Source organism: Acidaminobacter sp. QWL-03 (genome assembly GCF_058683855.1).
In genome coordinates, this window is sequence record NZ_CM178752.1 from 3149921 (window position 1) to 3175342 (window position 25422).

Sequence of the window (25422 nt, forward strand, 5' to 3'; positions counted from 1 at the left end):
AAGTTTATGTAACGAGAAATCAAATTGGATTGAATTGGAATTAATGATATGATTTAGATAGTTGCGTGAATCAAGTTTTATGCGGAATACTATATTAAGGATGATATTTATTATGAGAGAAGTTGACGAAAAAATAAAAGCATTAGACCTAGAAGAAGAGAAAATTTATTTTATTCATTACTCATGTCAAAATTTAAGTGATGACAATGAAGGCTATTCTCCTAGGATAACATCAATAGCTGTTCTTCACATGACTAGTGATCAAATGAATAGTTTTTCTATGCATTTAGTAGCAGAAGAAATGAATATTTCAAGAGATAAAATCCTTGAAAATTATGATACCATTGAAAAAATGATGTTGAAGCGATTTTTTGATTTTGCAAAAGAGAGGGAAGACAAATCAATTTGGATTCATTGGAATATGACAAATATCAATTTCGGCTTCGAAACATTAGAGCATAGATATAGGGTTTTATCTGGCGCAACACCTTTTCACATACCGGAAAACAATAGATATAATATATCAAAACTAGTGCGTCAGAAATATGGAGCAAATTATGCTGATGACCCTAAAATGCTGAACTTGATGATATTAAATGGTGGTCGTGATCGCAATTTTTTAACAGGAGAAGAGGAAGTCCGTGCGTATAAAGCTTTGGAGTTTATAAAATTACATAATTCAACAATGTGCAAAGTCTACTTCTTCAAATCTGTATTTTATAAGTTGGTTAATAAAAAATTGCGTACTAAAACAAATGGTTTTAAGTACAAAATCAATGAATTGTATCAACACCCAATTGTGCAGATATTATCACTAATTGGAATTGTTGGGTCCCTAATTTCTTTGTTATTAGCAATAATGTAATATACTACTTTGCATAATTTCGAATTTACGTCATTGGTTAGTTGTCGCGCCTTGTGTGGAGCAACTTTGGACGGGTCCGGAGTTTGTCAAGGTAGTTGTCGCGAATCATCTTTAGTAATATTGACCGGATTAAGCCTACCTCTCCTGGCAATGTCCGGTCTCGGGTCTTATCTGAACGTCTCTGTAGCGCCATTGTTCCAAAAACGTGCCAGATACGGGCATGTATGAAGAATACATCAATCAGGGGAAACCATGGGAAGAATTGCTTGATGTGAAGGACATTGATTCAGATCATGACATTTCAGAAGGCCCGTACCTGGTAACACCAGTGAAGTTGCGGAAGTTGTTCATACAAGAATCCTGATATATCAAGGCTTTCAAAGGAATCCTTTGAAAAAACGAGGCAATATGTACCAGGTACAGTCGAAGAAATTCTTGAAGTTGATCCACAATTAATACAACCCATTATCGTCCAATCCGATAATGGGTTATAAAAACCCCATCACTTCCAAATTTTAACACATTCGAAATCAATTGAAATTGGGTGACCATCGGCAGAAAAAGTCTTTGCACTAGTCTTTCCAACAGATAGAAAACCATACTAGCTCAGACAAGTCAGCAATTCATCTCTTAGACACCGCACACTACCATCCATATTAAAATTCACCAAATCCGTACCCCCCATCCCTACAACAACTAGCAACAATCTTCCAATTTTGGTATTCTATAAGAAAAACATCAAAAAAGGAGACGTCATGGGGATCTTCGATAAATTGAACGGACCAGTTTTTCTTAAGGAATCCAGCGACGCAGCCCACCAGCTCGAACAACTAAATCGCTTGTATCAAAATGCTGCAGGCAGCCTAAAGAAACAAATCGAACTCGATATGAAGCTGCTCTCCTATGGCATTTCAGGAGAAGAATCCGTCGCTTTCGAACTGAAAAACAGCTTCATGCCGTTGGTTGTCCTGCATGACCTCTTTCTTGAACACGAAGGCTTAAGCGCTCAAATCGATTATTTGGTCGTCACTAAGAAAAAGATTTTCATTATCGAATGCAAGAATTTATTTGGCAATTTAGAAGTCAATAGTTATGGTGATTTTATACGAACCATCGGGTTTAATGGCAAGGTAAAGAAAGAAGGCATCTACAGTCCCATTACCCAAAACCAAAGGCACATGGATCTGCTCAGGAAACTGCGGAAGGACAACAAGGGCAATTTCCTTTCGAAGATGCTCTTTGATACCTTTTCGAATCGCCCTACCTGGTAACAGCAGTGAAGTTGTGGAAGTTGTTTGTGTAAGAATCTTCATATTGCAAGTCTTTAAAAGGGAAGTAATGAAGAAACGAGTTGATCGGTACAAGGTACGGTCGAAGAAATATTTGAAGTTGATCAACAATTCAAACAACCCATTATCGTTCGACACGATAATGGGTTATAAAAAACCTGCCACTTCCAAAATTTAACACCTCATATTCCGCTGAAATAGGTTTGCTTATTAAGGATTTAATTTTTGGCTTTTAAATCATACTGCCCCACGAATAAATAGGTCTTCAGGGATTCCTAAATACCTCATCACCGTCCTGACATTATCTCTCAAGGGTTTGTTATACCCTCGGTGAACCACTTTTCCAATGGTTACTGTTGAGGTAACCACAGAGTAAAAGATCCCATGAATCGCAACAAGAGAAGGCCTGGACATCTTGACATTACCGGGGCCAATGATCGTTTTCTTCTCTGATTCCAGTTCTCTTCGCACCACGTACTCAGCTACGCTTAATATCAGCATCAAATAGCCAATGGCTTCCACGCGCTTTGGCGAATCCACATAAAGCGCATTCACAAACTGTGGCGACTTCAAGAACTGAAACTTTCTCTCAACTGCACTTTGAGTTTTGTATTCTCGAAGAATTGCTTCAGCGCTCATAGACATTTCAGTGGACACAACAACAAAGATGCATTCTTTTGTGATTGCATTTTCAATGCTTTCAATATCCTTTTGAAGATCAATGACCAGATTAAAGGTAGTCTTTGCAACGTCACTTTTCGGCGTTTTGCTTGGTCTGCCTCGACGTTTCACTGTTATTTCATCCATCGAGATGTTGATACAGTGATATTTGATCTTTGAAAAATCCTGGTTCTGAAGCTTTTCAATCTCAAGCTGTGCATCTTCGCGGCATGCGAAGGAACGCTTCTCGATGCGCTTGATGAGTTTTTCTAGGGTATCCAGTTCCTTGGCGACACATTTTTCAATGTTTGGCGCTTGGTGCTTTCGAGATTTTCCGAATAGCACACCGCCATTTTGAGCGGCGTATCGTAATAAGTGCAACTGCTTTCAGCTATTCGGTAAACTGCTGGCTTTATCGAGGTTGGGATTTCAATGCGCGTCATCGATGCTAGATTTGCGGCTGCATAGTCAATGGCCGCTTTGGTTTCTTTGATTTGATCCGGCATTCTTGTGATGACTTTGACCTCAAGTCTTTGAGCCTTTTCAAGGAATTCTTTGGTGAACGCCGCACTGTCAGCGATGTAAAAGAATTCATTTGCCGCCGACTCAAAGCGTTCCCTGAGCTCAGCTGCACGGTCCAGATTATCAATGTTGAAGCGCTTGTCATCCTGGTTGCCTGACAGCACCTGTCCATCAATACAAATGCCCTGAGTGGTTCCCATGGACAATTTAATCTGCTTTTTATCCGGTCGATTCTGCTTTGAATAGCCGAAAGAAATGTCAACAACACCCTCGATACCTTCTGGTGTCTCGTACTGACCCCACATAACCTTTGAAGTTGTATCGAAGTTGACATTGCCAAGTTTGATCCCGTAACGTTTGAATGCCCTGACTGCGATCTCGGAAAGAATTGAGCTGCAGCCAGCGTTCTGCATCAGATCAAGGAATCCACCGAAGCGGTCATCATTGATTTTAGCGGGATCCACACGCATGCCAAAAATGGCTTCAAGGTCCACATCTTCAAAGTAATCATGCATCCTGGAAAGCGGATGATGATCATCCGCAATATTGACCAGCATCATTTGGGCAAGAGTCCCATAAGGTATTTCAGGTGGCCGACCTGCTGGTTGAGTCAGCAACTGATTAAACACATCATTGACGCCTATTTGCTCGCATAGACCGGTGATTAATCCTGCTTTGCCATTACTGTATGATTTAATCTGATCAAATCGGATATCCATCAGAATCGCTCCTCGTAAAACCTTGATATTACTATTATTCGAGGTCGATTCGAAAAATCCTTTTTGTAAATATTGGAAACAGAAAATATTTTATTTGGAAATTTTAGTTAGGCGGAATATGAGTAACACATTCAAAATCGTCTGAAATTGGGTAAGCATCGGCAGAAAAAGTTTTTGCTCTGGTCTTGCCTCCAAATAGAAAGCCTTCATTAGTTCAGACAAGTTGGCAGCGTCATCTCCTTGACGCCGCTTTGCTACATATAATCAATCCTTACCTTAACCAAAAGTTGATAGAACGAATGCACCTCATCTTTTCGAAATAGCAAACTCAATCAATCCGATAAAATTGAACTTTATGTCACGCTCTGCAACATTCAAACCTGTAGTGTTTGATAACCCATACTTGGTAACAGCAGTGAAGTTGTCGAAGTTGTTTATGTAAGAATATTAATAAATCAAGGCTTTCAAAGGACAACGATCAAATAACGAGTCGATCAGTACCAGGTATTGTAGAAGCTAAACCGCCGCCAAGCGGAACTTGATAGGGGTAGGTTTTCACGAAGGCTACGCGGACTGAGATGGAAGCTAAATGTGAATAACGGACAAATAATAAGTACAAATTTGTCTGTCATGATCATTGTTTTGATTTCAAATAGAAGTTAGTATTGAGTTGTAAATTGAAACCAAATAAATGGGGGGTGCAATAAAATCTTAAATTGATTATTGAAATTTGTTGATACATATAATTATTGTCTACCGGTCCTCAACAATTTTAATGCATTGAACAACATAATTTGGAGGTGCTTTTGTGCTAGAATTCGAATTGACCAATACCTGTTTAAAAATTGTAAGAGATATGTTTGAATTAAAACCTGGACAAACAATTGCGATTACATGTGATACAAAATCTAATATGGACGTCGTAAATGCAACAGCCCAGGCTGCGGTAATTGTAGGTGCGAAACCTATTGTCATCAAGATTCCAGCGCCTCGTGGATGTGGAAAAGAAGGTGATCCAGATTTTCCAATTGATGTTCTCGTCAATGCGATTAAAAGTTGTGACGCCTGGGTTGAATACAACTACGAATGGATTTTTTATTCTACCGCTTATGATAGGATAGTAGCAGATGTGAATAATCGTCCTGCATATTTGTGTTTAGTTGGGGCGACACCTGAGTTGCTCATTAGAAATATTGGTATGGTCGACCAAGTATTGCTTCGTGAATTTATTCTTAAAATGGAAGCTTATAATAAAGCGGGAAAACATTTTCGTGTGACGACACCTGCTGGTACAGATGTTGAGTTTGACAATGCTCCTAATAGAGATTATGCTACAGCGGATGGCTATGTTCGGAAGAATGAAATTAAAATGATGCCTGGACAGATTAGTTGGGCGCCGGAGTTCTCAAGTATAAATGGTGTTATTGTAGTAGACGGAACCATTTCACCGCCACTCGGAAAGGTTAACAATCCGATTAAATTTACAATAAAAGATGGATATATCATTAATGTTGATGGCAATGGTACGGATGCAGCCGAAATGGCCGCTTGGTTAAAAAGTTTCAATGATCCTCAAATGTATCTTTGTGCTCATATTTCCTATGGATTCAATCCAGGTGCAAAATTGAGCGGAGATATTGTAGAAGATGAACGTGTATGGGGTAGTACTGAGTGGGGATTTGGAAATGTCGGTCCACAATTGGTATCAGATATGGAGGGCGGTATTCCTGCAGCGACCCATTCTGACGGAATATGTCTAAATTCATCCGTATGGTTAGACGGCGTTCAGATTCTTGATGAAGGAAAAGTAGTTGGTCCTACACCGGAAATTCTTGAGTTAGCAAGAAAGTTAGGAAAATAGGAAGTTATAAACTAAGTTACCAATTGAAAAATAGACTATTTTTAGTCCCCTAATAAAAGAGTTTCACAAAACTACCCCCAATAGTTTCGTGAAACTCTTTTGCATCAAATATTCAAGATCGTTGGGCCTTCTATTTTCAAGATTTCTAGCATTAATAAAATTCTAAGATTGGGAATGCTGGATAAATCACTATGAATTTCATGATCATTAGAATCTAAGCATTTTGATATTCTGTATTTTACAGAATTGGAATGAATACCAAGCAAGTCGGAAACGTCTTTAACATTTTTTAGTACCAAATATAATCTTAATGTATCGTAAAATGTTGAATCAATACCTATGTTCAAATTAGTGCTATTTAATTTAGCTAGATCTTCCTTGTATTTATATGGAAGAGTTTGAGCCATATAAAGCAATGGAATTTCGTCAATATGAAAAATCCCATTGAGAAACAATAAGTTGCTAAGTGTGGTTTTTAAGAGTCTAATTTGATTGTATATTTCATTTGCAGAAAATAGATAATTTGAAAATACGAATAAAGAGGGATCTGTGTCGAGAAAAATTCTATTAAATCTACAATAAATTCCTTCTGTTTTGTCTAAGTCATTCTCAATGAGTAAAATAATATAATTGTAAAATTCATTGGTTTCGTAAATTAGATACTTGGAATTTATGTAGTTTACCAATGAATAAACATCATCTTTACGTATTACAACAATATAGTAGTATGTGTTTTGCTCAATGGTTGCTTTTGAAGTCGCAAGTCGCTCTAATCCATTTCTTGAAATAAAATCCAATTCTTTCGCTACAAGTGGTGCAATTTTATGGAAGACTTCAAGTCTTGGATTTGTGATATTGTGGGTACTTATATAAGTCGCCATAATTGAATGATAACCGAAATAAACAATGGATAAATTTTCATTATTAATGTGAAGTGATATTGGCGCATTTATTCGAAATGTTTTTTTTGATTTAATGTCATACAATTTGGCGGTGGTTTCAGAAAGGATTTTATTATCTAAGCCATGCGAGTAGATATTATTTGAATGTATCACAATAGGGAGGTCAATTAGCTGACTTATTCGCTCACAAAAATGCTGAATGTTTTTTTCTGTGTGTAGTTCGCTAAAAGCGGAGAGTATATCAGCATAACTATTTTCAACAGTTGCATTTTTATGGTAATTATTTAATAGTGAATAGTCTGATATAACGTCACTCCATCTTACATTTGATGGGATATACATAATGGGGAATGAGTGACGATCAGCTAAGTCGAGAATCTCTTGATCAATTTTATCATTTAAGTTTAATCCTGGCATAATGCCAATGCCGGCAGATTTATGGTTTATGAGAGACTCAACAAGTTTTATCCTTCTTTCTTTATCATCCTTATGATTCCAAAAGGACGTAAAGGAAAATTCATTTGGCTCAAAGTATTTTTCAACTTCTGGGAAGGGGGTTTCTAAAATATCGATGCGGTTTACCTGATTAAAAATACCGCTAATACCAGCGATGATGTAACATTTGTCGAAACAGGGCAACTTTAACAAGTCAACAACTTTATTCAAACGATTAAACCTCCTAAAGAATGACTTTGTAATAGTATAACCCAAAGCTTCAATTTAGTATACTTTATCGATTTGATTGAATATCGGTATTCAACTTACTTCACCTATTATCAATATTAATTTTGATTTGTTGGGTGTTTTGGCTTATTAAGACAAAACAAAAATTCTTAATTGTCGATCACGAACATTGTGATATGGATGATATGAAGTATACTTATTCTAATAATAAATTTAGGCGCAATTCAAAATATTTAGATATTCGTTCGACGAATGTAGTTATCGTCGTATCAATCCAAAATGGGGTGAATAACAATTTATGGACAAACAAGATCTAATGCACAGTATTGAAAAAAAAAGGAGCAGGATAGCTGAAGACCTTGTAAAGATTTGCTCAATACCAGCTATTAATCCGAGTTTTGGAGGCGAAGGAGAATACCAACGTGTACAATGGTTAATGAGTTATCTGGATGATAATTCGGTTCCATATACCTTATTAGAAGTGGAAGACCATAATGTAAAAGAAAACAAGAGACTAAATTTGATGGTTCAACTTGAAGGCAAAGAAAAGACAGATAATACTTTATGGTTCATTTCCCACCTAGATACTGTTGCGCTTGGTGACTTAAATGCTTGGGAAACGGACCCTGCCAATCCGATCATTAAGGATGGTAAAGTTTTCGGAAGAGGCGTAGAAGACAATGGACAAGCAATTGTTTGCAGTCTATATACGTGTCTAACTCTAATTGAAGCCGGTATTAGAACTAAGTGCAATCTTGGTTTCTTATTCGTTAGCGACGAAGAATCCGGTAGTGAGTTCGGACTTAAAGCATTGGCAAAAACGGGTCTATTTAAAACAGGGGACGAAGCGTTTGTTCCTGATGCTGGAAATCATGATGGATCTTTTATTGAAATCGCAGAAAAATCAATATTGTGGGTTAAATTCACTATTTTCGGAAAAGAAGCCCATGCCTCTTTTCCTCACTTGGGAATAAACGCGAGTTCTATTTCTTGTCATTTTGCAGCAGAGCTTGAAGATTTGTTAAAAAATAGTTTTCCTGAAAAAGATGAATTATATGATCCGCCATATTCAACCTTTGAAATTACTCAAAAGTATGCAAATGTGGAAAGCCCAAATGTTTTACCGGGAAAAGATGTATTCGTTATGGACCTTCGGGTATTGCCTACATACAGATTAGATGAGGTTATTAAAGTTATTAATACACTGGCATCACAATATGAATATAGACATAAAGTAAGAATTAAATATGATTTCCTTCAGAGAGTTGATTCGCCGAAGCTAACAGATCCTAATTCAGAAATTGTTAGCAGTCTTAAAATGGCCCTGAATGAATATGGAATTGTGTCGAAAATTGGAGGCATTGGCGGAGGAACCTGTGCAGCTATTTTGAGAGAACTTGATATACCTGCTGTTGTTTGGTCAACGGTGGATGAGATGGCTCATCAACCAAATGAGTACGCTATCATAGACAATTTAGTAAAAGATACAAAAATATTTGTTTCTACAATTTTGAAATATGTTTAAGATCATAAAAAAATCGAAATGTCAAGTCAGTTGGATTTACCCGAGACTATTCAGTTATATATTTAAGGGAGGGAATAGTATGTATTTCAAGGCAAAGAGAATCTTAACAATGTTGGTTGTTTTCATTGTATTTAGTTTGATTTTAGCAGGCTGTACAGGTGGGAATGGATCATATAATGAATCAGAGGAGCCAAATAATGAAAGTGGAAATGTGAACACCGAAAAAATAATTAGAATTTCAGCATCCGGTACACCCAAAATTGATCCTGCTGTTGGAATGGATACTAGTAGCTCAATAGCATTGATTAATCTATATGATTCTTTGGTTTATCCAGCAGATGATGGCTCAATTGAACCAATGGTTGCAGAGAGTTGGGAGATTGATGATAGTGGTTTAAACTATACATTTAATATTAGAAAAGGTATCAAATTTCATAGTGGCAACGAACTTACTGCAAACGATGTCGTTTATAGTATGAAAAGAATCATAGCAATCGGTGAAGGCTTCGCATCATTATATGTTGATACTATTAGTGATGCAGTAGTGGTTGATGATTACACTGTAAAATTCACATTAAAGGAAAAATTCGGCCCGTTCCTTGATACTCTCGTTAGACTCTACATCTTGGATGAGAAGACAGTAACAGCTAATTATAATATGCAGGATACGAAATATGGTGAAATGGGTGACTATGGTAAAGATTGGTTGGTCACTAATGACGCTGGAAGTGGGCCATACATAGTGAAGGAATTAAGACAACAGGAATATCTATATGCGACTAAATATAATGATTATTGGAAACCTTGGGAAGCTGACGCACCAGAGTCTTTTAAAATTATTGACAACACTGAAGGTACAACAGTTCGAACATTAATGTCCAATAGAGAACTTGAAATTACTGATCCGTGGCAAACAAAAGAAAATATGGATGCTATGGGAGATATACCAGGGGTGACTATTGACGTTAGATTTTCAGGAACGAACAAAAATATTATGATCCATACTAGAAAAGCACCAACAGATGACCCGAACTTCCGCAAGGCTTTGGCCTATTGTTTCGATTATCAAGGTATAATTAATGAATTTCCAGGCTCATTCCAGTCAGTTGGACCTGTTCCACATGACTTGCCTGGATGGAATGAAAACACGACACAATACTCCACTGATCTAGAAAAAGCTAAAGAGTTTTTAGCTAAATCAAAATACGCTAATGAATTAGATAAATATCCAGTTGAAATTTATTGGATTTCAGACGTTCCGGATGATGAAAAAATAGCGCTTACCCTTCAAGCTCAGGCGCAAAAAATTGGAATAAAAGTAGAAGTCAGAAAAGCGCCTTGGATTTCATATGTAGATCTTATGTCTACCCAGGACTCCACGCCTAATGCTGCAATTATCAGTGTTTCTCCAGATTATAATGAAGCTGGAGCAATGTTAAAACTGCGGTATGGTTCAAAATCTACAGGAACTTGGCAGCAAGGTGAATGGTTATTAAGTCCGGATTTTGATGCAAAAATGGAAGATGCATTATCTACTATTGATCGAACAGAAAGGTTTGCTAAATATGCTGAAATCCAAGAAGAAATTTCAACAGAACTATGCCCTTCAATTTGGGCGTTTGATACTGCAGAAAGAAGAGCGTACCAGAGTGAATATGTGTTCTGGCCTTCAGCGGAGAAAATTAAGAATGGTGAAAGTGTAACTCCTGTACTAGGATACTATGCATATTTCAGAGACTTTAAAATATATCCAGACAAAATGAAAAAATAGTATAATCAAAATAACAAACAATTTGATTATGGATATTTACACTATCGTGCAATTACTGAAGGTAAAAGCGTGGTAAATATCCATAATCTTAACTTTTATTTGACTTCAGTTAGCGCAAATAATTATTCTCATTATAGAGATGATTCGAAAGGCGTGATAAAGTTGGTGAAATTTTTATTTAGGAGACTTATTCAAGGTGTTTTCGTATTAATTGGAATTTCGATTCTTATTTTTGTTATATCAAGGATTGTACCTGGAGATCCTGCAAGAATGGCACTTGGTCCTCGTGCCTCACAAGAAATCGTGGAACAACTTAGAGTAGAAATGCATCTGAACGAGTCAATACCTATTCAATATGTTTATTGGTTCAAAGGCGTACTCACCGGTGACTTTGGTAAATCCTTAAATACTAAGCGACCAGTTATTCAAGACGTCCTCGAGTTTTTACCTGCAACCTTGGAACTTGCTTTCTTAGCTGGGTTCATATTTATTGTGGTATCAATTATGTTAGGCATACTAGCCGCAAGACACAAGGATACTTGGATAGATGGTGCATTACGGGTAATGTCATACGCTGGAATAGCGCTGCCATCATTTGTAGTGGCTACGCTGTTGATTTTAGTTTTCGGGTATCATTGGAAAATAATACCGGTATTTGGCAGGTTAAGCAGTGAGTTTAATGTACCATATATCACTGGTATGGTAGTCTTTGATAGCCTAATTTCAGGGAATTTGGCTGCTGCTGGTGATGGATTAAAGCACTTGATATTACCTGCTTTCGCGCTATCTGTAGGCCCTTTGTTTCAAGAAGCCAGAATATTAAGATCTTCTTTGACTGATAATATGAATAAAGAATATGTATCTGTTGTAAGGGGCTATGGAATTCCTAAAAGTGTAATTATGAGGAAGCACCTTTTAAAGCCTTCTTTTATTCCTGTGGTTTCGGTGATGGGTTTAGATTTTGCATCTTTACTTGGAAATGCATTCCTTGTTGAGAAAATATTTAACTGGCCTGGTTTATCAAGATATGGTTTGAATGCTATGTTAAGCAAAGATTTAAATGCGATTTCAGCGGTGATTATTATAATTGGACTTATATTTTTGATTGTGAATATAGTTGTTGACATCATTATTGCTTCACTAGATCCTCGTATTAGATTAGGGGGGAAATAAGAATGTCTATAAAGACGAATACAATTCAGTCTAATGGTTTTAAGATAAAGAAATTTGTGCTGAAACCTTCTACTAAAGAAAATTTGCGACAATATTGGTTTAAGTTTTCGCGGAATAAACTTTCAATTATTGGGCTAATTATCGTTTTACTATCAATTTTCTTTGCGATATTCGCGACTTCGATTGTGCCATACCCTCAGCACTTGCGTGAATTCGTAGATTATAGCAGTTCAAAGATTCCTCCTAATAGCGATTATTTCTTTGGTACAGATACATATGGTAGAGATGTCTTTACGAGAATAATATTTTCTTTTAGAGGTGCCGTTTTAATGGCTGTCATTGTACTTTCTCTATCTGTACCTGTAGGTGTGATTCTTGGTTTAATGGCAGGCTATTTTAATGGGACATGGATCGATACCATTATTATGAGAATTACAGATATTTTTTTGGCGCTCCCACCACTTATTTTAGCGCTTGCCATCGCTTCAGTGCTAGAACCCAATATGACGAGTTCAATGATCGCGGTAACAGTCATGTGGTGGCCATGGTATACGAGATTAGTGTACGGCATGGCTAGGTCGTTGAGTGGAGAATATTTTGTAAAAAACGCCGAATTAATAGGCGCATCAAAAGTCCATATAATATTTAAAGAAATTCTTCCCAACTGCTTATCGCCAGTATTTACTAAAATGGCATTAGATGTAGGATGGGTCATTTTAATGGGTGCGACTTTAAGTTATGTCGGATTGGGAGAGCAACCGCCCACCCCTGCTTTTGGTCAAATGATCTCGGATGGTGCAAGATATCTCCCCGACTTGTGGTGGTTGACAATTTTTCCAGCGCTTGCGATAGCTTTTATGATTTTAGGTTTTAACTTTTTTGGAGATGGTATTAGAGATATGTTTGATACAGGGAGGTGATTTGCTTTGGTTGAAAAATTGCTTGAAATTAATAATTTAAAAGTATGGTATAAAACATATAAGGGTTATGCAAAAGTGGTAGATGGAATAAACTTTGAAATTTCCAAGTGCGAAAAAGTTGGGTTAGTTGGAGAATCAGGTTGTGGAAAGACAACTACAATGAAAACCGTTTTAAGAGTATTGGATGATAGTAATTCATATGTTCCTGAAGGAGAAATTTTGCTTAATGGAAAAGATATTCTGAAAATGAAAGCAAATGAAGTTCAGGTGATACGAAGAAATGATATTTCAATGATCTCACAAGCACCTTCCGCCGCCCTAAACCCAGTATTTACCATAAAGGAACAACTCATTGATGTTATAAGATACTCGAATACCTCCAAAGGTTTGAGCAAATCTGAAATGTATGATTTAGCCATAAATGCAGTTAACAGTGTTATGATTTCTGATCCTGCGAGAATTTTAAAATCATATCCTCATCAGCTAAGTGGGGGTATGAAACAGCGAATATGTATCGCGATGGCGCTCGTAACACCAAGAGAACTCCTAATAGCTGATGAACCTGGTACAGCCCTTGATGTTACAGTACAAGATCAAATCCACCGGTTACTTAGTGCATTAGTGGATGAAAAAGGTAGATCATTAATTATGATTACACATTCATTGGGTGTCGCGCGAGAATTAGTAGATAGAATTTATGTTATGTACGCAGGAAATATTGTCGAAGTCGCTAAGACAAAGGACCTCTTCGAAAACGCTCTACATCCTTATACAAAGGGGTTGATGGAGTGTGTGCCAAGACTATCTGGCGGTGGAGTGTCATCTGGAATATACGGTTATATTCCGGACTATATTAATCCGACACCGGGATGTAGATTTTCTCCTCGTTGCCCTCATGCCATGACGATCTGCTCAACTCAAAAGCCAAGACCGATTGAAATAAGAGAAGGTCATAAAGTCGCTTGCTTCTTGTATGACACCGTTTAACATAAAGTCTTTACTCTAATTGGGAGGAGGTGCTTATCGGGATTGTTAGATTTAATTCCGGTAAAGAATTATGGGTGAAAAAATTTTAGAGATAGATAACTTAAAGACCTATTTTCCAATAGATAAAACCAGATTTGTCAGAGCTGTTGATGGTGTAAACTTCAATATAAGCAAAGGTGAGATAATGGGCCTTGTAGGGGAATCAGGCTCAGGTAAGAGTACAATTGCCTATACCATAATGGGTATGTATAAGCAAAGCGATGGGAAAATTATTTTTGATGGAAATACGATCACGCCCAAAGATAAAAACAGAAGTATGGACTTCAAGAAAAAAGCTCAGATCGTATTTCAGGATCCAGGTTCTTCGCTCAATCCTTACAAAGACGTTCGTCAAATTTTAAGTTTACCACTCAAAGTACACAAAATTGTAAGAAAAGATAAAATTGATGAAAAGATACTAGAAATCTTGGATATGGTTGAGTTGCCTCCAGATTTTATGTACAAATCCCCAAACTCAATTGGTGGCGGGGAGAAGCAACTGGTTTCTATTGCCAGAGCTTTGTGCAGTAATCCAAGTTTCATAATTCTTGATGAGCCAACTTCATCATTGGATGTTTCCATTCAAGCGAAGATAATCAATATGTTGTTGAAATTGCAAAAGGAAAAAGATCTTACCTACTTATTTATTACGCATGATCTTAGTCTTATGAGAAATATATCTACTAAAGTTGCGGTAATGTACTTGGGTAAAATGTGTGAGATTGCACCGACTGAATCATTTTATAAATCTCCTATGCACCCATATGCACAAATGCTGTTATCCTCTATCCCTGTCATTTCAGAAGAAGAAGAACTACTGAAACCTCAAAAGGTAATATCTACTGGAGAAATACCTTCACCTGTAGATATCCCCACTGGGTGTAGTTTCCATACACGCTGCAATCGCAAGATGGAAATTTGCGGATTAACAGATCCAATTATGAGCGAAATTTCACCCAATCATTTTGTAAGGTGCCATCTTTACAAGTAGATGCCACACGAAATGGGTCCGTACCTGGGAAAGATCTGGGTACACGTACCTGGTAACACCAGTGAAGTTACGGAAGTTGTTCGCACAAGAATCCTGATATATCAAGGCTTTCAAAGGACTTCTTTGAAAGAACGAGGCAATATGTACCAGGTACAATTAAAGAAATTCTTGAAGTTAATCTACAATCAACCCAACCCATTATCGTACAATCCGATAATGGGTTATAAAAAACCTGCCACTTCCAAAATTTAACACATTCAAAATCAATTTAAGTTGGGTGACCATCGGCAGAAATAGTCTTTGCACTGGTCTTTCCTACAGATAGAAAACCTTACTAGCTCAGACTAGTTAGCAATTCATATCTTAGACACCGCAAAGCACCATCCATATTAAAATTCACCCAATCCGCACCCCCCACCCCCACAACGACTAGCAACATTCTTCCAATTTTGGTATTCTATACACTAGCGTTGCATTAAGTTAATAGAATTGATGTCAAAATGACGAATCGCCCATTAAATACCATATTGCCTGTATACAGGAAATTAATTTCAGTCTCCTGTTGAAATGACGAACACCTTAACAAGGTGACCCCATTGTACAGTGATTTTTTTCCATATTATAACAATCGTTTTACAACTTTAGTGAGGGCTTATTCGCATCATTTGCTCAACAACGTCTCGGAATGGATCAAATAGCGCTGACATTGCCGCGCTTTTAATCTTTCTTAATGAGACTCTAGGGTCAACTTTGGCCGAGATTAAACGAAACAGGCAGTAAGCGATCAAAGCTATGAAAATTTGTACAGTGACAGCCTGCTCTGAAGTCGCATAAAAGTGTTTTATCTTCAGATTTTGCTTGATCCATTTGAAAAATAGCTCTATTTGCCATCGTAATTTGTAGATGTCCCCGATCTCCTCCGGTGTCTTGTCCATCACGTTTGTGATGAAGTGAACTTGGTTTCCGTCATCATCACGAAGTTGGATGTAACGAAAAGCATTCTTGGTTTTTTTTGCTCCACACCCTACGGTCACAAGATCGTGATAAACAACCTTTGACTTTTCATCCACCTCATAACGTTTGATCACCCACGTGGCTGCGTTTTCCCTTAGGCGTGTTACAAATAAAACCCCCACATCAGAAAATTGATCAAAGGCTTGATAATCCACGTATCCGCGGTCAAAAACATTGATGGTGTCTTTACTGACGACGACTAGATCTTTCAGATAGGCAACATCGTGTTCTTTAGCCTTGGAGACAAAGACATTGTTGGGATAGGCTATTTCATCATGGTACATCAAAGACAAATGAAGTTTGATCCCTGCTTTACTTTTCCTGAACTTGGCCCATTCCATGCCTTTTAATGACTTGGTGATTGTACTTGCATCAATGAGATTCAATCCGTGAAGTGACTTTGAAATTTTCTGACGATACTTGCTGCCAAGTCGCTTCACCACTACATTGAAAACTTCTTCAATAGCAGCGATTGGAAAGCTCTGAAGCCTTCTGAAGACTTGAGTATGGCTTATCGAATCAAGTTTCAGATATCGTCTGAGTTTGCGATTGAACTCAAAGCTGGTTTGAACGGTTCGGGTTCCGGTACATTGATTTTGCTGAGCGAGAATAAGCAAAACGATGAGTTGATGCGCTTTAAGCTTCTTTGCATAACGATTGCACTTGTGCTTCTTAAAAATCTTTCGCACTTCACTAGAATTTATCACTTCAAACAATTCAAAAATGGTGGTTTTCGTAGTATAATCTATGATAAGTTCATTCCTTATATTAGATTTGTACGAGGTCACAGACAAGGCGGTGCAACGCCTGTACATTTCTATTATAAGGTTTTTTTACATTCACATAAAGTTATTTATCCCATATTTGGAATTAAATGTTCAAGATTTTAATGCAACGCTAGTGTATTCTATAAGAAAAACATCAAAAAAGGAGACGTCATGGGAATCTTCGATAAATTGAACGGACCAGTTTTTCTTAAGGAATCCAGCGACGCAGCCCACCAGCTTGAACAACTAAATCGCCTGCATCAAAATGCTGCAGGCAACCTAAAGAAACAAATCGAACTCGATATGAAGCTGCTCTCCTATGGCATTTCAGGAGAGGATACCGTCGCTTTCGAGCTGAAAAACAGCTTCATGCCGATGGTTGTCCTGCATGACCTCTTTCTTGAACACGAAGGCTTAAGCGCTCAAATCGATTATTTGGTCGTCACCAAGAAAATGATCTTTATTATCGAATGCAAGAATCTATTTGGCAACCTAGAAGTCAACAGTAATGGTGACTTTATACGAACCATCGGGTTCAATGGCAAGGTAAAGAAAGAAGGCATCTACAGTCCAATTACCCAAAACCAAAGGCACATGGATCTGCTCAGGAAACTTCGGAAGGACAACAAGAGCAATTTCCTTTCGAAGATGCTTTTTGATACCTTTTTCGAGGAGAATTACCAGTCCGTTGTGGTGCTGGCGAATCCAAAGACTGTGATCAATATGAAGTATGTCAAGAAGGATGTTAAAGAGAAAATCATCCGAAGTGATCAGTTGATAGACTATATGAAAATGGCCAATAGAAAAAGCAAAAACGATCCAACGCCGGATAAGAGAATGCTTGAGATTGCCGAATCCTATCTGAGTTATCATAAAGAGAAGACTATAGATTATAGTCAGAAGTATCAGCAGCTGACAGATGAGCCGGAAGTTGAGCAGGAAGTAGAGCAAGCAGTTGAGGTTAATTCGAACTTGATGCCGGCGCCTGCGGTCAATTTGGAAGAAACTGAGGTATACAAGCAATTAAAAGAGTATCGCTTGAAGAAGAGCAGGGAAGAGAATATCAAGCCTTATTACATTTACAACAATGCGCAAATGGAAGAGCTGATCCGTGCTATGCCGAAGACGAGTGATGAAATGATGCGGATTTCAGGCTTTGGTGAGGCGAAGTGCGCGAAGTATGGGGAGGATATTTTGGGGGTGCTGGAGGGGTTTAGGTAGGGGGCTATATGAAATGTAAGTATGTTCATACTTGATGAATTTATTGTTTTGGAGGTTGCCTAATGCCTGACATGAACTGGTCTAGATTAAACAGCTTGCAAATCGGAAGGTATGCTGAGTACTATGCAAAAATGGAATTTGCCTCATTTGGCTTCGAAGTCTATACCTCAGAAGTTGATGACCATGGCATAGATTTTGTTGCAAAAGTCAGAAATGGCAAGTTCCTTGAAGTGCAGGTGAAATCAATAAGAGATAGCAGTTATGTATTAATGAGAAAAGATAGATGGAATATTAGAAACGAAAACCTTTATCTTGTGCTGCTTGTATTTGAAGATGGCAAATTGCCCGATGTATTCCTGATACCTTCAACAGCATGGGTGAATGAGAGTCCGCTTTTTAGATCCAGAGAGTATATTGATTTAAAAAGCAAACCGGAATACGGAATCAACCTATCGAGAAGAAACAGAGTGTTGTTGGATGAATATCGAATCGATATGAGCATAAAAATAGTCCTAAATAAAGATAACCTACAGGCAAAGTAATTGCTGGAACGCGCTGTATTCATTTTATAAAAACAAATGTAGATCTAAAGTATTTCAGCACTCAAATGGCGTATGTTGGGAGAGGATATTTATGAGTAAAAAAATTGATGAGCACCAATTGTCTACCATATTGGACGATTTATATTCAAAGGCTTTGGATGGAGTACCTAGAGTAAGCAAGTCTGTGGATGAACTTGCAGATGATTATCTTCAAAAAGGTGGAAGCATCGAGAAAGCAGCGGATGCTTTTATTAATAATCAAATTACTAAATGTGGGATATCTGGATTTTTAACTGGATTGGGTGGTTTAATCACACTACCTGTAGCGATACCCGCAAATGTAAGCAGTGTATTATATGTACAACTTCGCATGATAGCAGTAGTCGCTAAAATAGGTGGATTTGATGTGCGTTCAGATCAAGTTCAGACACTTGCATATGCTTGTTTAACTGGTTCTGCTATTGCGGATATATTAAAACAGACTGGGATAAAGGTTGGTGAGAAAATAACTGTCTCTGCAATCAACAAAATTCCTGGAAAAGTGCTTACATCAATAAATCAAAAGGTTGGGTTCAGACTTTTAACAAAATTTGGTACATAAGGAGTTGTGAACTTTGTTAAGTTAGTCCCACTTGCAGGAGGCGTTGTGGGTGGTGCTATCGATATAGGATCAACAAAAATAATAGCAAAAAATGCATATAATATATTCATAAAGAATCAGATTCCTAATTATGAAAACAATCAGGAGATCTAATAATTATTTTGTTTCAATGTTGATAACCTACGTGGTACGAACGTTGCTGTACCAAGTCACCTCGAGTGAAGTTGACGAAGTTTTTTTGATGAGATTCAAGCAATAGAAGTCTTTTCAATAATGTTTAACGATAATGTTCCGAAAAATGTGCCAGATACGGGCCTATTCGCTTCTGATAGGATCAAAGAAGTAACAGTGAAATATTTAAAGAAGCAGTAAAGGGGATGATGACAATATGGCACAAAGAACGGTTGCTCTTAGTAATGGAAAATATATTGGAATTGAATCAATCTATACGGTCATCAATGGCCAACAGATTAATATCCCAGAGAAGTTAAAAGAACTTAGAGTGAAGAGCCAGAACAATGAACTGTTTTGTCCATGCGGATGTGGTTCTAATCTGATATTAGTTGCAGGGGATAAGAACCTTCGTGAGCAGCATTTTAGATTAAAGGATTGTGCCTACAACCAGGATTGCAATGTGATTACAGAGGGAAAGATATCTGTAGATTCCAAAATTGTTCTTAAGTGTTGGTTAGATGATAAGCTAAAGGCTACTGACATAGAGTCTCGTGTTCCGATTCAGGCTGTCGATGATATAAGTAGAAAATATGAGTTCTCATTTCTTTCTAGAGAAAAGAAGATTGCGTTGAGCTACTGTCATGAAAGAGTAAATCTTTCTGATGAGAAAATGGAGTTATTGGACAGTAATAGCCAAGGTATTCAAATTATATATGTAGTTGATTGCATGAATGGTGGAAGTGATGGTCAGTATCCGGAAGGGCTTATGAAGATCCAGAACAAACAAGGTTATTGTTTGCTTCTTAATGTTGATGAGGCTGATTATATTTCAGCTTCGATGGAAGCGGTATTCTACGCAAAGAATATTGATGGATTATGGCAGGAGGAGTCTTTTGCAGACGGCCAGTTGAGTGATTTTTTCATAGATGATTATGGAAAAGTAATGTTTACCGGATATACTCTCGATATGATGAAGATTGAAGCTGAAGAACAGTTCAACCGGAGAATTGAGGCTGAGAAAAACCAACGCATTATGGATGAAGATCGTAAACGTGAAGAACGTATAAAACAGCAGGAAGAGGCAGAAAAAGAACGCATCCGCCAAGCAGAAGAAGCTGCCAAACGCAGAACTGAACTCGAGGAGAAACGCAGATTAGAAGAAGAACAGCGTCAGGCTGAAAGGCGAAGGCATGAACAAGATTTCAGAAGTAACATGGAATCTAACTTCACACAACAGGAAACGCAGGTCAAAGATGCTGAAGGGAATCGCTGGATTAAATGCGAATTCTGTGGAAAGATTGCTAAAGATAATGAATTTATCTCTTACGGTGGAGTTGGGCACGTTAATCTTGGAACTTGCAAAGAATGCTCAGCAAATAATCCAAATGTGAAGTTGAAGTTAGAAGAGATGGCTGCAAGTCCGAGATGCAAGTACGATGATAATACTTGTCCAGAGTGTGGAGGCCGATTATGTGAGCGTAGTGGACCATATGGAAAATTTATGGGATGTAGTAATTATCCGGCTTGCAGGTTCAATAGAAAAATCAGAAATTAACTACTAAATTGCGGGGATCCGGGATCTGTACCAGACACGGTCGAAGAAATTTTCCAAATTGCTTCGGCTTTTTTCTTAAGATCAGTAGCATCGCGACGTGATTTCACAAATGCGGATTCCTTACGTTACAACTCTTTACAGATAGGGAAAATCCATATTTGCAATAAATTTGGTTTCTTAAGGGGTCGTTGCATGTGAGAAGCTATAAGCATAAATTAATTATGTTTTATGTTATAGTGGGATGCTTATTGTTAAGCAATATATTCTTCTATAGTAAATTCGTTACAATTCAGAGGGATGTTAATTACATGACGAATATAGCTAATAAAATTAATCTCGCAAAAACGATTAAAAGTATAGATCCAATTAAAACGTTAATATCAGATCGAGATAAAGATTTATTTATGCCTCTATTGGAAGAAATGGCTGTTAAAGGTGGAGATGCATATAGCTTAGAAAATTATGTTGTTTTAAAATATAACAATGGGAATACTCTGTTAGTTCAAACTGCTCAAAATGAAGAAGGAAATTTCTTTATTCAAGATATATTTTTTCTAGACGAACAAAGTTATGATAAATTAATTTGGAGTGCTGATGATGAACAATCCGTACAGTTTTGAGCCGCTGTTCCGACTTTGTGAATGGTAAAATATATTAGGCAGTTTTGGACAAGAAAACACTCCAACTTTGGTCATCAAAACTTGGCAGTTTTGGCCACAAAGTCGTCACTTCCATTCACTTTAATCTTTTGTGACCAGATATGGCTAAAGTACACAGTATAAAGAATTACTGTGAATAAGGGGGATTTTTATGGGAAGGTTTGATCAGGAAATTGAGGCGCTATTTGATACGCTTGTGGACATAAGACGCAGGCTGCACCAATATCCAGAACTGGGCACGGCGCTTCCGCAGACGATTAAAACGATCACGGGTGTGCTGGATCAGTACGACATTCCTTATGAAGTGATTGAAAATTGTGGGATTCTTGCCTGCGTTGGACCTGCAGACGGCAGAGCCATCATGCTGAGGGCGGATATGGATGCGCTGCCGATTGACGAGGCAACCAACCTGGCATTCAAATCGAAGTTGGAAAATAAGATGCACGCCTGTGGACACGATCTTCATTCTGCCATGCTGCTTGGGGCGGGCATCCTTCTTAAACGACATGAGGATCAACTGAATGGCTGTGTGAAGCTGTTATTTCAACCGGATGAAGAAGGTTTGGGCGGTGCGAAAAGGATGATTTATGCCAAGGTGATGGAACAGCCAAAAGTTGAAGCGGTCGTTGGACTCCATGTCGTGCCAGGTCTTTTCCTGGAGACAGGTGACATCATTGGTCAGAGCGGACCGGTCATGGCGGGCAGCATCCCTTTTGAGGTTGAAATTACAGGTAAGGGCGGCCATGGTTCTTCGCCTGAGAATGCGATCGATCCAATTTATGCTGCGGTTCAAATGTATCAGGGGATCACGTCCATAAAAATGCGTGAGGTCAGCGCTCAGGAACCGCTGGTGATGACCATCGGCGAATTTTCTTTTGGGAAGACCTGCAATGTCATTCCCCAATCTGGTCGGATCTCCGGGACAATCAGGTTTTTCAAGAGTGAGATCGGAGAGTATGCGGTCAGAAGAGTTGAGGAAATTGTGATGTCGATCGCCTCTGCGTTGAAGGTTGAAGCTGACTTCAAGAAAGGTGTGTTTTTACCGCCTGTAATCAATGACGACCAGTTGACTCAGAAGCTGTTGTCGTCAATAAAAGCTGAAATTGGTGAAGAAAAAGTCCGGGATTACCAGCATAAATTTATGAGCTCCGAGGATTTCGCATTTTATGGTGCGCTGGCACCTGCCATTTATTTGAATATAGGAGCAGGATCCAAAGAAGCTGGCTATGACTATTCGCTCCACCATCCCAAAGTGTTATTTGATGAAAATGTGATAAGATACGGTGTAGCAAGTCTTGTCAGTGCTGCTTTTGGATTTTTTGAAGCTTAGTTGAGCTTCTTGAAGATGCAAAAGCTGAACGTTCCAAATTGGGATTAGGATGTGTGACCATCGGCATATTACTTTGTTCTAGTGGAAACGCTTTAATTCGTTCGACTGAAAGGGGTAGGACGTGTGAAAATAGTCACGAATCCAACCGGAAGACTTGTGCTCATCTCAGTGGTTATGGTTGCAGCTATCGTTACAGCTCTAATTATCAAAGACTGGTTTACATTAAATGGCGACGAGGAACCTTCTGAGACACTGCTTAAATCAAACGTGTCTGAAGCGCGCTTGAACGGACTCGAGGGTGTTAGTCTTGAGACTGGAGAATACAATCTCGACAGCAATTCGATCGATTATACACTGACGAATGAGTCGAGTACTCCAGTTTACTATGGCGATAGCGTTCTCCTTGAAATAAAATTGAACAGCCAATGGTTTGAGATTCCATATTCCGGTGACATTGGTTTCCTTCCCGTACTAAATCGCCTGGAGCCAAATAAGTCGGTGAAATTTAGTGTACCCATGGAGGTATGGATTGATGTTTCATCAGGAGAATACCGCGTGGTGTTGGAGGTTTCAAATCAGGAGCGAATGGAAAATGTGTACCCAATTTGCGTCAGTTTTTGGATTGAGTGAGGGTTAGCAGACTTATATGAGCTGTCAAATTAATCGTACTGTTAAGAAAATTTCTGAAGTTGATCAACAAATAAACCAACCCATTATCGTTCAATCAGATGATGGGTTATAAAAAACCCGTCACTTCCAAAATTTTACACACCTAAAATCATTTGAAGTTGGGTGACCATCGGCAGAATAAGTCTTTGCCTTAGTCTTTTGTTGCGTAATAAAAGCTGTCATACAATTCTTCTACATAAGTATTGGATATCAAAAATCGCATTTAGTTTCGATACAAAAGAATAGTTGAGATAGTTTCAACCAAGGAATATAATATAGTTAGAATTTTAGTTTCGGTATAAAAGAATTGATTGGATGAATACTATATTAATTACTGCACAAAAAAACTAGAGTGGAGGGGCAAGATGAATCCTAGAACTTTATTTGTGAACCAGTTGTTCAAATATATTGATCTGCCGATGATAAAAATTATAACAGGCGTCCGCCGATGCGGGAAATCTTACTTGCTTAAATTGCTGGAGCGCGAATTAATTCTGAAAGGTGTTCATAAGGAGAATATCATTAGGATCAATTTCGAGTCCTTGATCTTTGACGAAATAAAAGATTATCAATCATTTAATCGATATGTCATAGAGCAGGCAAAACAGCTGAGTGGAAAGGTCTATCTCCTCTTTGATGAGATTCAGGATGTGGATCAGTGGGAAAAAGCCATTCGATCATTCGCCGTTGAACTCGATTGCGATATCTATATTACAGGATCCAATGCACGCTTGCTGTCAAGTGAATTGGCAACCTATTTGTCAGGTCGGTATGTGGAATTCTCCCTGTATCCACTTTCATTCAAAGAATACCTCGATTTTTATCAGATCGATGTGAGCCGGAGCGATTTGGTCGATGCGGCATTTTTCGACTTTTTGAAATATGGCGGATTTCCAGCACTACATCTTCTACCGGACGATGATGACCTAAAAGTTCAATACATCAAAGGTATTTTTGATTCTGTAGTATTGAAGGACGTCATCCAAAGGAACAACATCCGAGATCCTGAGTTGCTTGAAAGAATTTTGATCTACATTATGGACAATATTGGACAAATCTTCAGTGCCAAAAGCATTGCGGATTATTTAAAGAGTCAGGGACGGAAAGTCGGAATAGAATCAGTTTACAATTATATTCGGTCACTTGAAGATGCTATGATTCTGTATACAGCCAGACGATATGACATCAAGGGGAAGAAAATTCTTGAACGAATGGAGAAATATTTCCTTGTGGATCAAGGTTTACGTTATGGTGTACTGGGATACCGGGAGGATGATGTTGCGCAGCTTCTTGAAAACATTGTATTCATTGAACTCAAAAGGAGAGGTTATCGCGTTTTTGTTGGTAAGGATGGCGATACTGAAATTGATTTTATAGCAGAAAAAAACGATGAGAAACTATATTTGCAGGTCACTTACTTGCTGGCATCCGAAAGTGTCATAGAGCGAGAGTATGTTCCGCTGACACGAGTTGATGACAACTTTAGAAAGGTCGTCTTGTCACTCGACAAATTGCCAATTGGGAGGCGCAAAGGGATTGAATGGATGAATCTGATTGATTTTTTAATTGGAGATTAACAATAAAGCGCTGCCGTTTATCATTCAAACAGCATGGGCAGATCCACTAAAATTAGGTCCTGTAAAATATGTTAATTATCGCTGAGTCAGAAAATGATAAAACGAAATGCGGGAAAAAACTAAAATGAAAATGCAGAAAAAACTTAAATAACAAAGCCCGTACCTGGTAACGCCAGTGAAGTTGCGGAAGTTGTTCTTGCAAGAAGTCTGATATATCAAGGTTTTCAAAGGACTCTTTTAAAAAAACAAGTTCATCTCTACCAGGTACAATTAAAGAAATTCCTGAAGTTGATCCACAATTTAATCCAACCCATTATCGTCCGACTCCCGATAATGGGTTATAAAAAACATGCGCCTTCCAAATTTTAACACAAACGAGATCAATTGAAATTGGGTGACCATCGG

General features: G+C 38.0%; 21 protein-coding genes. 17 read left to right on the top strand and 4 right to left on the bottom strand.

Features of this window, described 5'->3' with window-relative positions; translation table 11 throughout:
* Window positions 1-112: 112 nt before the first annotated feature.
* Together AC4PHM_RS14620 and AC4PHM_RS14625 are read left to right on the top strand one after the other, a co-directional pair.
* Window positions 113-865: a hypothetical protein gene (locus AC4PHM_RS14620; RefSeq protein ID WP_492018470.1), complete on the top strand. Its 753-nt coding sequence runs from the start codon at window positions 113-115 to the stop codon at window positions 863-865.
* 755 nt (window positions 866-1620) lie between these two features.
* A complete protein-coding gene (locus tag AC4PHM_RS14625) occupies window positions 1621-2136 on the top strand; it encodes a nuclease-related domain-containing protein (RefSeq protein ID WP_492018471.1) in 516 nt (171 codons plus the stop codon).
* A 255-nt stretch (window positions 2137-2391) separates the two neighbouring features.
* Here AC4PHM_RS14625 and AC4PHM_RS14630 read toward each other — a convergent pair whose 3' ends face one another.
* Window positions 2392-3159, bottom strand: a complete 768-nt coding sequence (locus AC4PHM_RS14630; RefSeq protein ID WP_492018472.1) for a hypothetical protein — start codon at window positions 3157-3159, stop codon at window positions 2392-2394.
* Complete coding sequence (locus AC4PHM_RS14635) at window positions 3084-4055, bottom strand: IS1634 family transposase (protein WP_492018473.1); 972 nt, start codon at window positions 4053-4055, stop codon at window positions 3084-3086. The genes AC4PHM_RS14630 and AC4PHM_RS14635 overlap by 76 nt, the downstream gene beginning before the upstream one ends.
* An 808-nt stretch (window positions 4056-4863) precedes the next feature.
* Here AC4PHM_RS14635 and AC4PHM_RS14640 point away from each other — a divergent pair.
* A complete protein-coding gene (locus AC4PHM_RS14640) occupies window positions 4864-5916 on the top strand; it encodes a 2,5-dihydroxypyridine 5,6-dioxygenase NicX family protein (protein ID WP_492018474.1) in 1053 nt (350 codons plus the stop codon).
* 104 nt (window positions 5917-6020) lie between these two features.
* On the opposite strand, the gene AC4PHM_RS14645 is transcribed toward AC4PHM_RS14640, so the two are convergent.
* On the bottom strand, window positions 6021-7484 hold the full coding sequence (locus AC4PHM_RS14645; protein WP_492018475.1) for a PucR family transcriptional regulator ligand-binding domain-containing protein: 1464 nt from the start codon (window positions 7482-7484) through the stop codon (window positions 6021-6023).
* Window positions 7485-7800: 316 nt separating this feature from the next.
* On the opposite strand from AC4PHM_RS14645, the gene AC4PHM_RS14650 reads away from it, so the two are divergent.
* From AC4PHM_RS14650 to AC4PHM_RS14675, 6 genes are all read left to right on the top strand, one after another.
* Window positions 7801-9027, top strand: coding sequence for a M20 family metallo-hydrolase (locus AC4PHM_RS14650; RefSeq protein WP_492018476.1), 1227 nt, complete (start codon window positions 7801-7803; stop codon window positions 9025-9027).
* Window positions 9028-9106: 79 nt separating this feature from the next.
* Complete coding sequence (locus AC4PHM_RS14655) at window positions 9107-10798, top strand: ABC transporter substrate-binding protein (RefSeq protein ID WP_492018477.1); 1692 nt, start codon at window positions 9107-9109, stop codon at window positions 10796-10798.
* 69 nt (window positions 10799-10867) lie between these two features.
* Window positions 10868-11971: an ABC transporter permease gene (locus AC4PHM_RS14660; protein ID WP_492018478.1), complete on the top strand. Its 1104-nt coding sequence runs from the start codon at window positions 10868-10870 to the stop codon at window positions 11969-11971.
* Window positions 11972-11973: 2 nt separating this feature from the next.
* Window positions 11974-12891: an ABC transporter permease gene (locus AC4PHM_RS14665; protein WP_492018479.1), complete on the top strand. Its 918-nt coding sequence runs from the start codon at window positions 11974-11976 to the stop codon at window positions 12889-12891.
* 6 nt (window positions 12892-12897) lie between these two features.
* Window positions 12898-13878, top strand: coding sequence for an ABC transporter ATP-binding protein (locus AC4PHM_RS14670; RefSeq protein ID WP_492018480.1), 981 nt, complete (start codon window positions 12898-12900; stop codon window positions 13876-13878).
* A gap of 70 nt (window positions 13879-13948) precedes the next feature.
* Window positions 13949-14908 carry an oligopeptide/dipeptide ABC transporter ATP-binding protein gene (locus AC4PHM_RS14675; protein WP_492018481.1) on the top strand — a complete coding sequence of 320 codons (960 nt, stop codon included), beginning with the start codon at window positions 13949-13951 and terminating at the stop codon, window positions 14906-14908.
* Window positions 14909-15549: 641 nt separating this feature from the next.
* On the opposite strand, the gene AC4PHM_RS14680 is transcribed toward AC4PHM_RS14675, so the two are convergent.
* The gene (locus AC4PHM_RS14680; RefSeq protein ID WP_492018482.1) at window positions 15550-16629 is read right to left on the bottom strand and encodes an IS4 family transposase; all 1080 of its coding nucleotides are present in this window, start codon (window positions 16627-16629) and stop codon (window positions 15550-15552) included.
* 231 nt (window positions 16630-16860) lie between these two features.
* Here AC4PHM_RS14680 and AC4PHM_RS14685 point away from each other — a divergent pair, with 231 nt between their 5' ends.
* From AC4PHM_RS14685 to AC4PHM_RS14720, 8 genes are all read left to right on the top strand, one after another.
* The gene (locus AC4PHM_RS14685) at window positions 16861-17910 is read left to right on the top strand and encodes an HRDC domain-containing protein (protein ID WP_492018483.1); all 1050 of its coding nucleotides are present in this window, start codon (window positions 16861-16863) and stop codon (window positions 17908-17910) included.
* Window positions 17911-17972: 62 nt separating this feature from the next.
* Complete coding sequence (locus AC4PHM_RS14690) at window positions 17973-18452, top strand: DUF4365 domain-containing protein (RefSeq protein WP_492018484.1); 480 nt, start codon at window positions 17973-17975, stop codon at window positions 18450-18452.
* A gap of 91 nt (window positions 18453-18543) precedes the next feature.
* Window positions 18544-19053: a hypothetical protein gene (locus AC4PHM_RS14695; RefSeq protein ID WP_492018485.1), complete on the top strand. Its 510-nt coding sequence runs from the start codon at window positions 18544-18546 to the stop codon at window positions 19051-19053.
* A 388-nt stretch (window positions 19054-19441) separates the two neighbouring features.
* Window positions 19442-20782, top strand: coding sequence for a topoisomerase DNA-binding C4 zinc finger domain-containing protein (locus AC4PHM_RS14700; protein WP_492018486.1), 1341 nt, complete (start codon window positions 19442-19444; stop codon window positions 20780-20782).
* A gap of 308 nt (window positions 20783-21090) precedes the next feature.
* Window positions 21091-21402, top strand: a complete 312-nt coding sequence (locus tag AC4PHM_RS14705; RefSeq protein WP_492018487.1) for a hypothetical protein — start codon at window positions 21091-21093, stop codon at window positions 21400-21402.
* 190 nt (window positions 21403-21592) lie between these two features.
* Window positions 21593-22771: a M20 metallopeptidase family protein gene (locus AC4PHM_RS14710; RefSeq protein WP_492018488.1), complete on the top strand. Its 1179-nt coding sequence runs from the start codon at window positions 21593-21595 to the stop codon at window positions 22769-22771.
* Window positions 22772-22894: 123 nt separating this feature from the next.
* Window positions 22895-23401: an immunoglobulin-like domain-containing protein gene (locus AC4PHM_RS14715; RefSeq protein ID WP_492018489.1), complete on the top strand. Its 507-nt coding sequence runs from the start codon at window positions 22895-22897 to the stop codon at window positions 23399-23401.
* Between the two features lie 404 nt (window positions 23402-23805).
* Window positions 23806-25017, top strand: coding sequence for an ATP-binding protein (locus AC4PHM_RS14720; RefSeq protein ID WP_492018490.1), 1212 nt, complete (start codon window positions 23806-23808; stop codon window positions 25015-25017).
* Window positions 25018-25422 lie beyond the last annotated feature (405 nt).

Bases quoted from the DNA above. Each gene is read 5' to 3' on its own strand.
- AC4PHM_RS14620 (WP_492018470.1), top strand. From the start codon at position 113: ATGAGAGAAGTTGACGAAAAAATAAAAGCATTAGACCTAGAAGAAGAG.
- AC4PHM_RS14625 (WP_492018471.1), top strand. From the start codon at position 1,621: ATGGGGATCTTCGATAAATTGAACGGACCAGTTTTTCTTAAGGAATCC.
- AC4PHM_RS14635 (WP_492018473.1), bottom strand. From the start codon at position 4,055: ATGGATATCCGATTTGATCAGATTAAATCATACAGTAATGGCAAAGCA.
- AC4PHM_RS14650 (WP_492018476.1), top strand. From the start codon at position 7,801: ATGGACAAACAAGATCTAATGCACAGTATTGAAAAAAAAAGGAGCAGG.
- AC4PHM_RS14655 (WP_492018477.1), top strand. From the start codon at position 9,107: ATGTATTTCAAGGCAAAGAGAATCTTAACAATGTTGGTTGTTTTCATT.
- AC4PHM_RS14665 (WP_492018479.1), top strand. From the start codon at position 11,974: ATGTCTATAAAGACGAATACAATTCAGTCTAATGGTTTTAAGATAAAG.
- AC4PHM_RS14675 (WP_492018481.1), top strand. From the start codon at position 13,949: ATGGGTGAAAAAATTTTAGAGATAGATAACTTAAAGACCTATTTTCCA.
- AC4PHM_RS14685 (WP_492018483.1), top strand. From the start codon at position 16,861: ATGGGAATCTTCGATAAATTGAACGGACCAGTTTTTCTTAAGGAATCC.
- AC4PHM_RS14690 (WP_492018484.1), top strand. From the start codon at position 17,973: ATGCCTGACATGAACTGGTCTAGATTAAACAGCTTGCAAATCGGAAGG.
- AC4PHM_RS14695 (WP_492018485.1), top strand. From the start codon at position 18,544: ATGAGTAAAAAAATTGATGAGCACCAATTGTCTACCATATTGGACGAT.
- AC4PHM_RS14700 (WP_492018486.1), top strand. From the start codon at position 19,442: ATGGCACAAAGAACGGTTGCTCTTAGTAATGGAAAATATATTGGAATT.
- AC4PHM_RS14705 (WP_492018487.1), top strand. From the start codon at position 21,091: ATGACGAATATAGCTAATAAAATTAATCTCGCAAAAACGATTAAAAGT.
- AC4PHM_RS14710 (WP_492018488.1), top strand. From the start codon at position 21,593: ATGGGAAGGTTTGATCAGGAAATTGAGGCGCTATTTGATACGCTTGTG.
- AC4PHM_RS14720 (WP_492018490.1), top strand. From the start codon at position 23,806: ATGAATCCTAGAACTTTATTTGTGAACCAGTTGTTCAAATATATTGAT.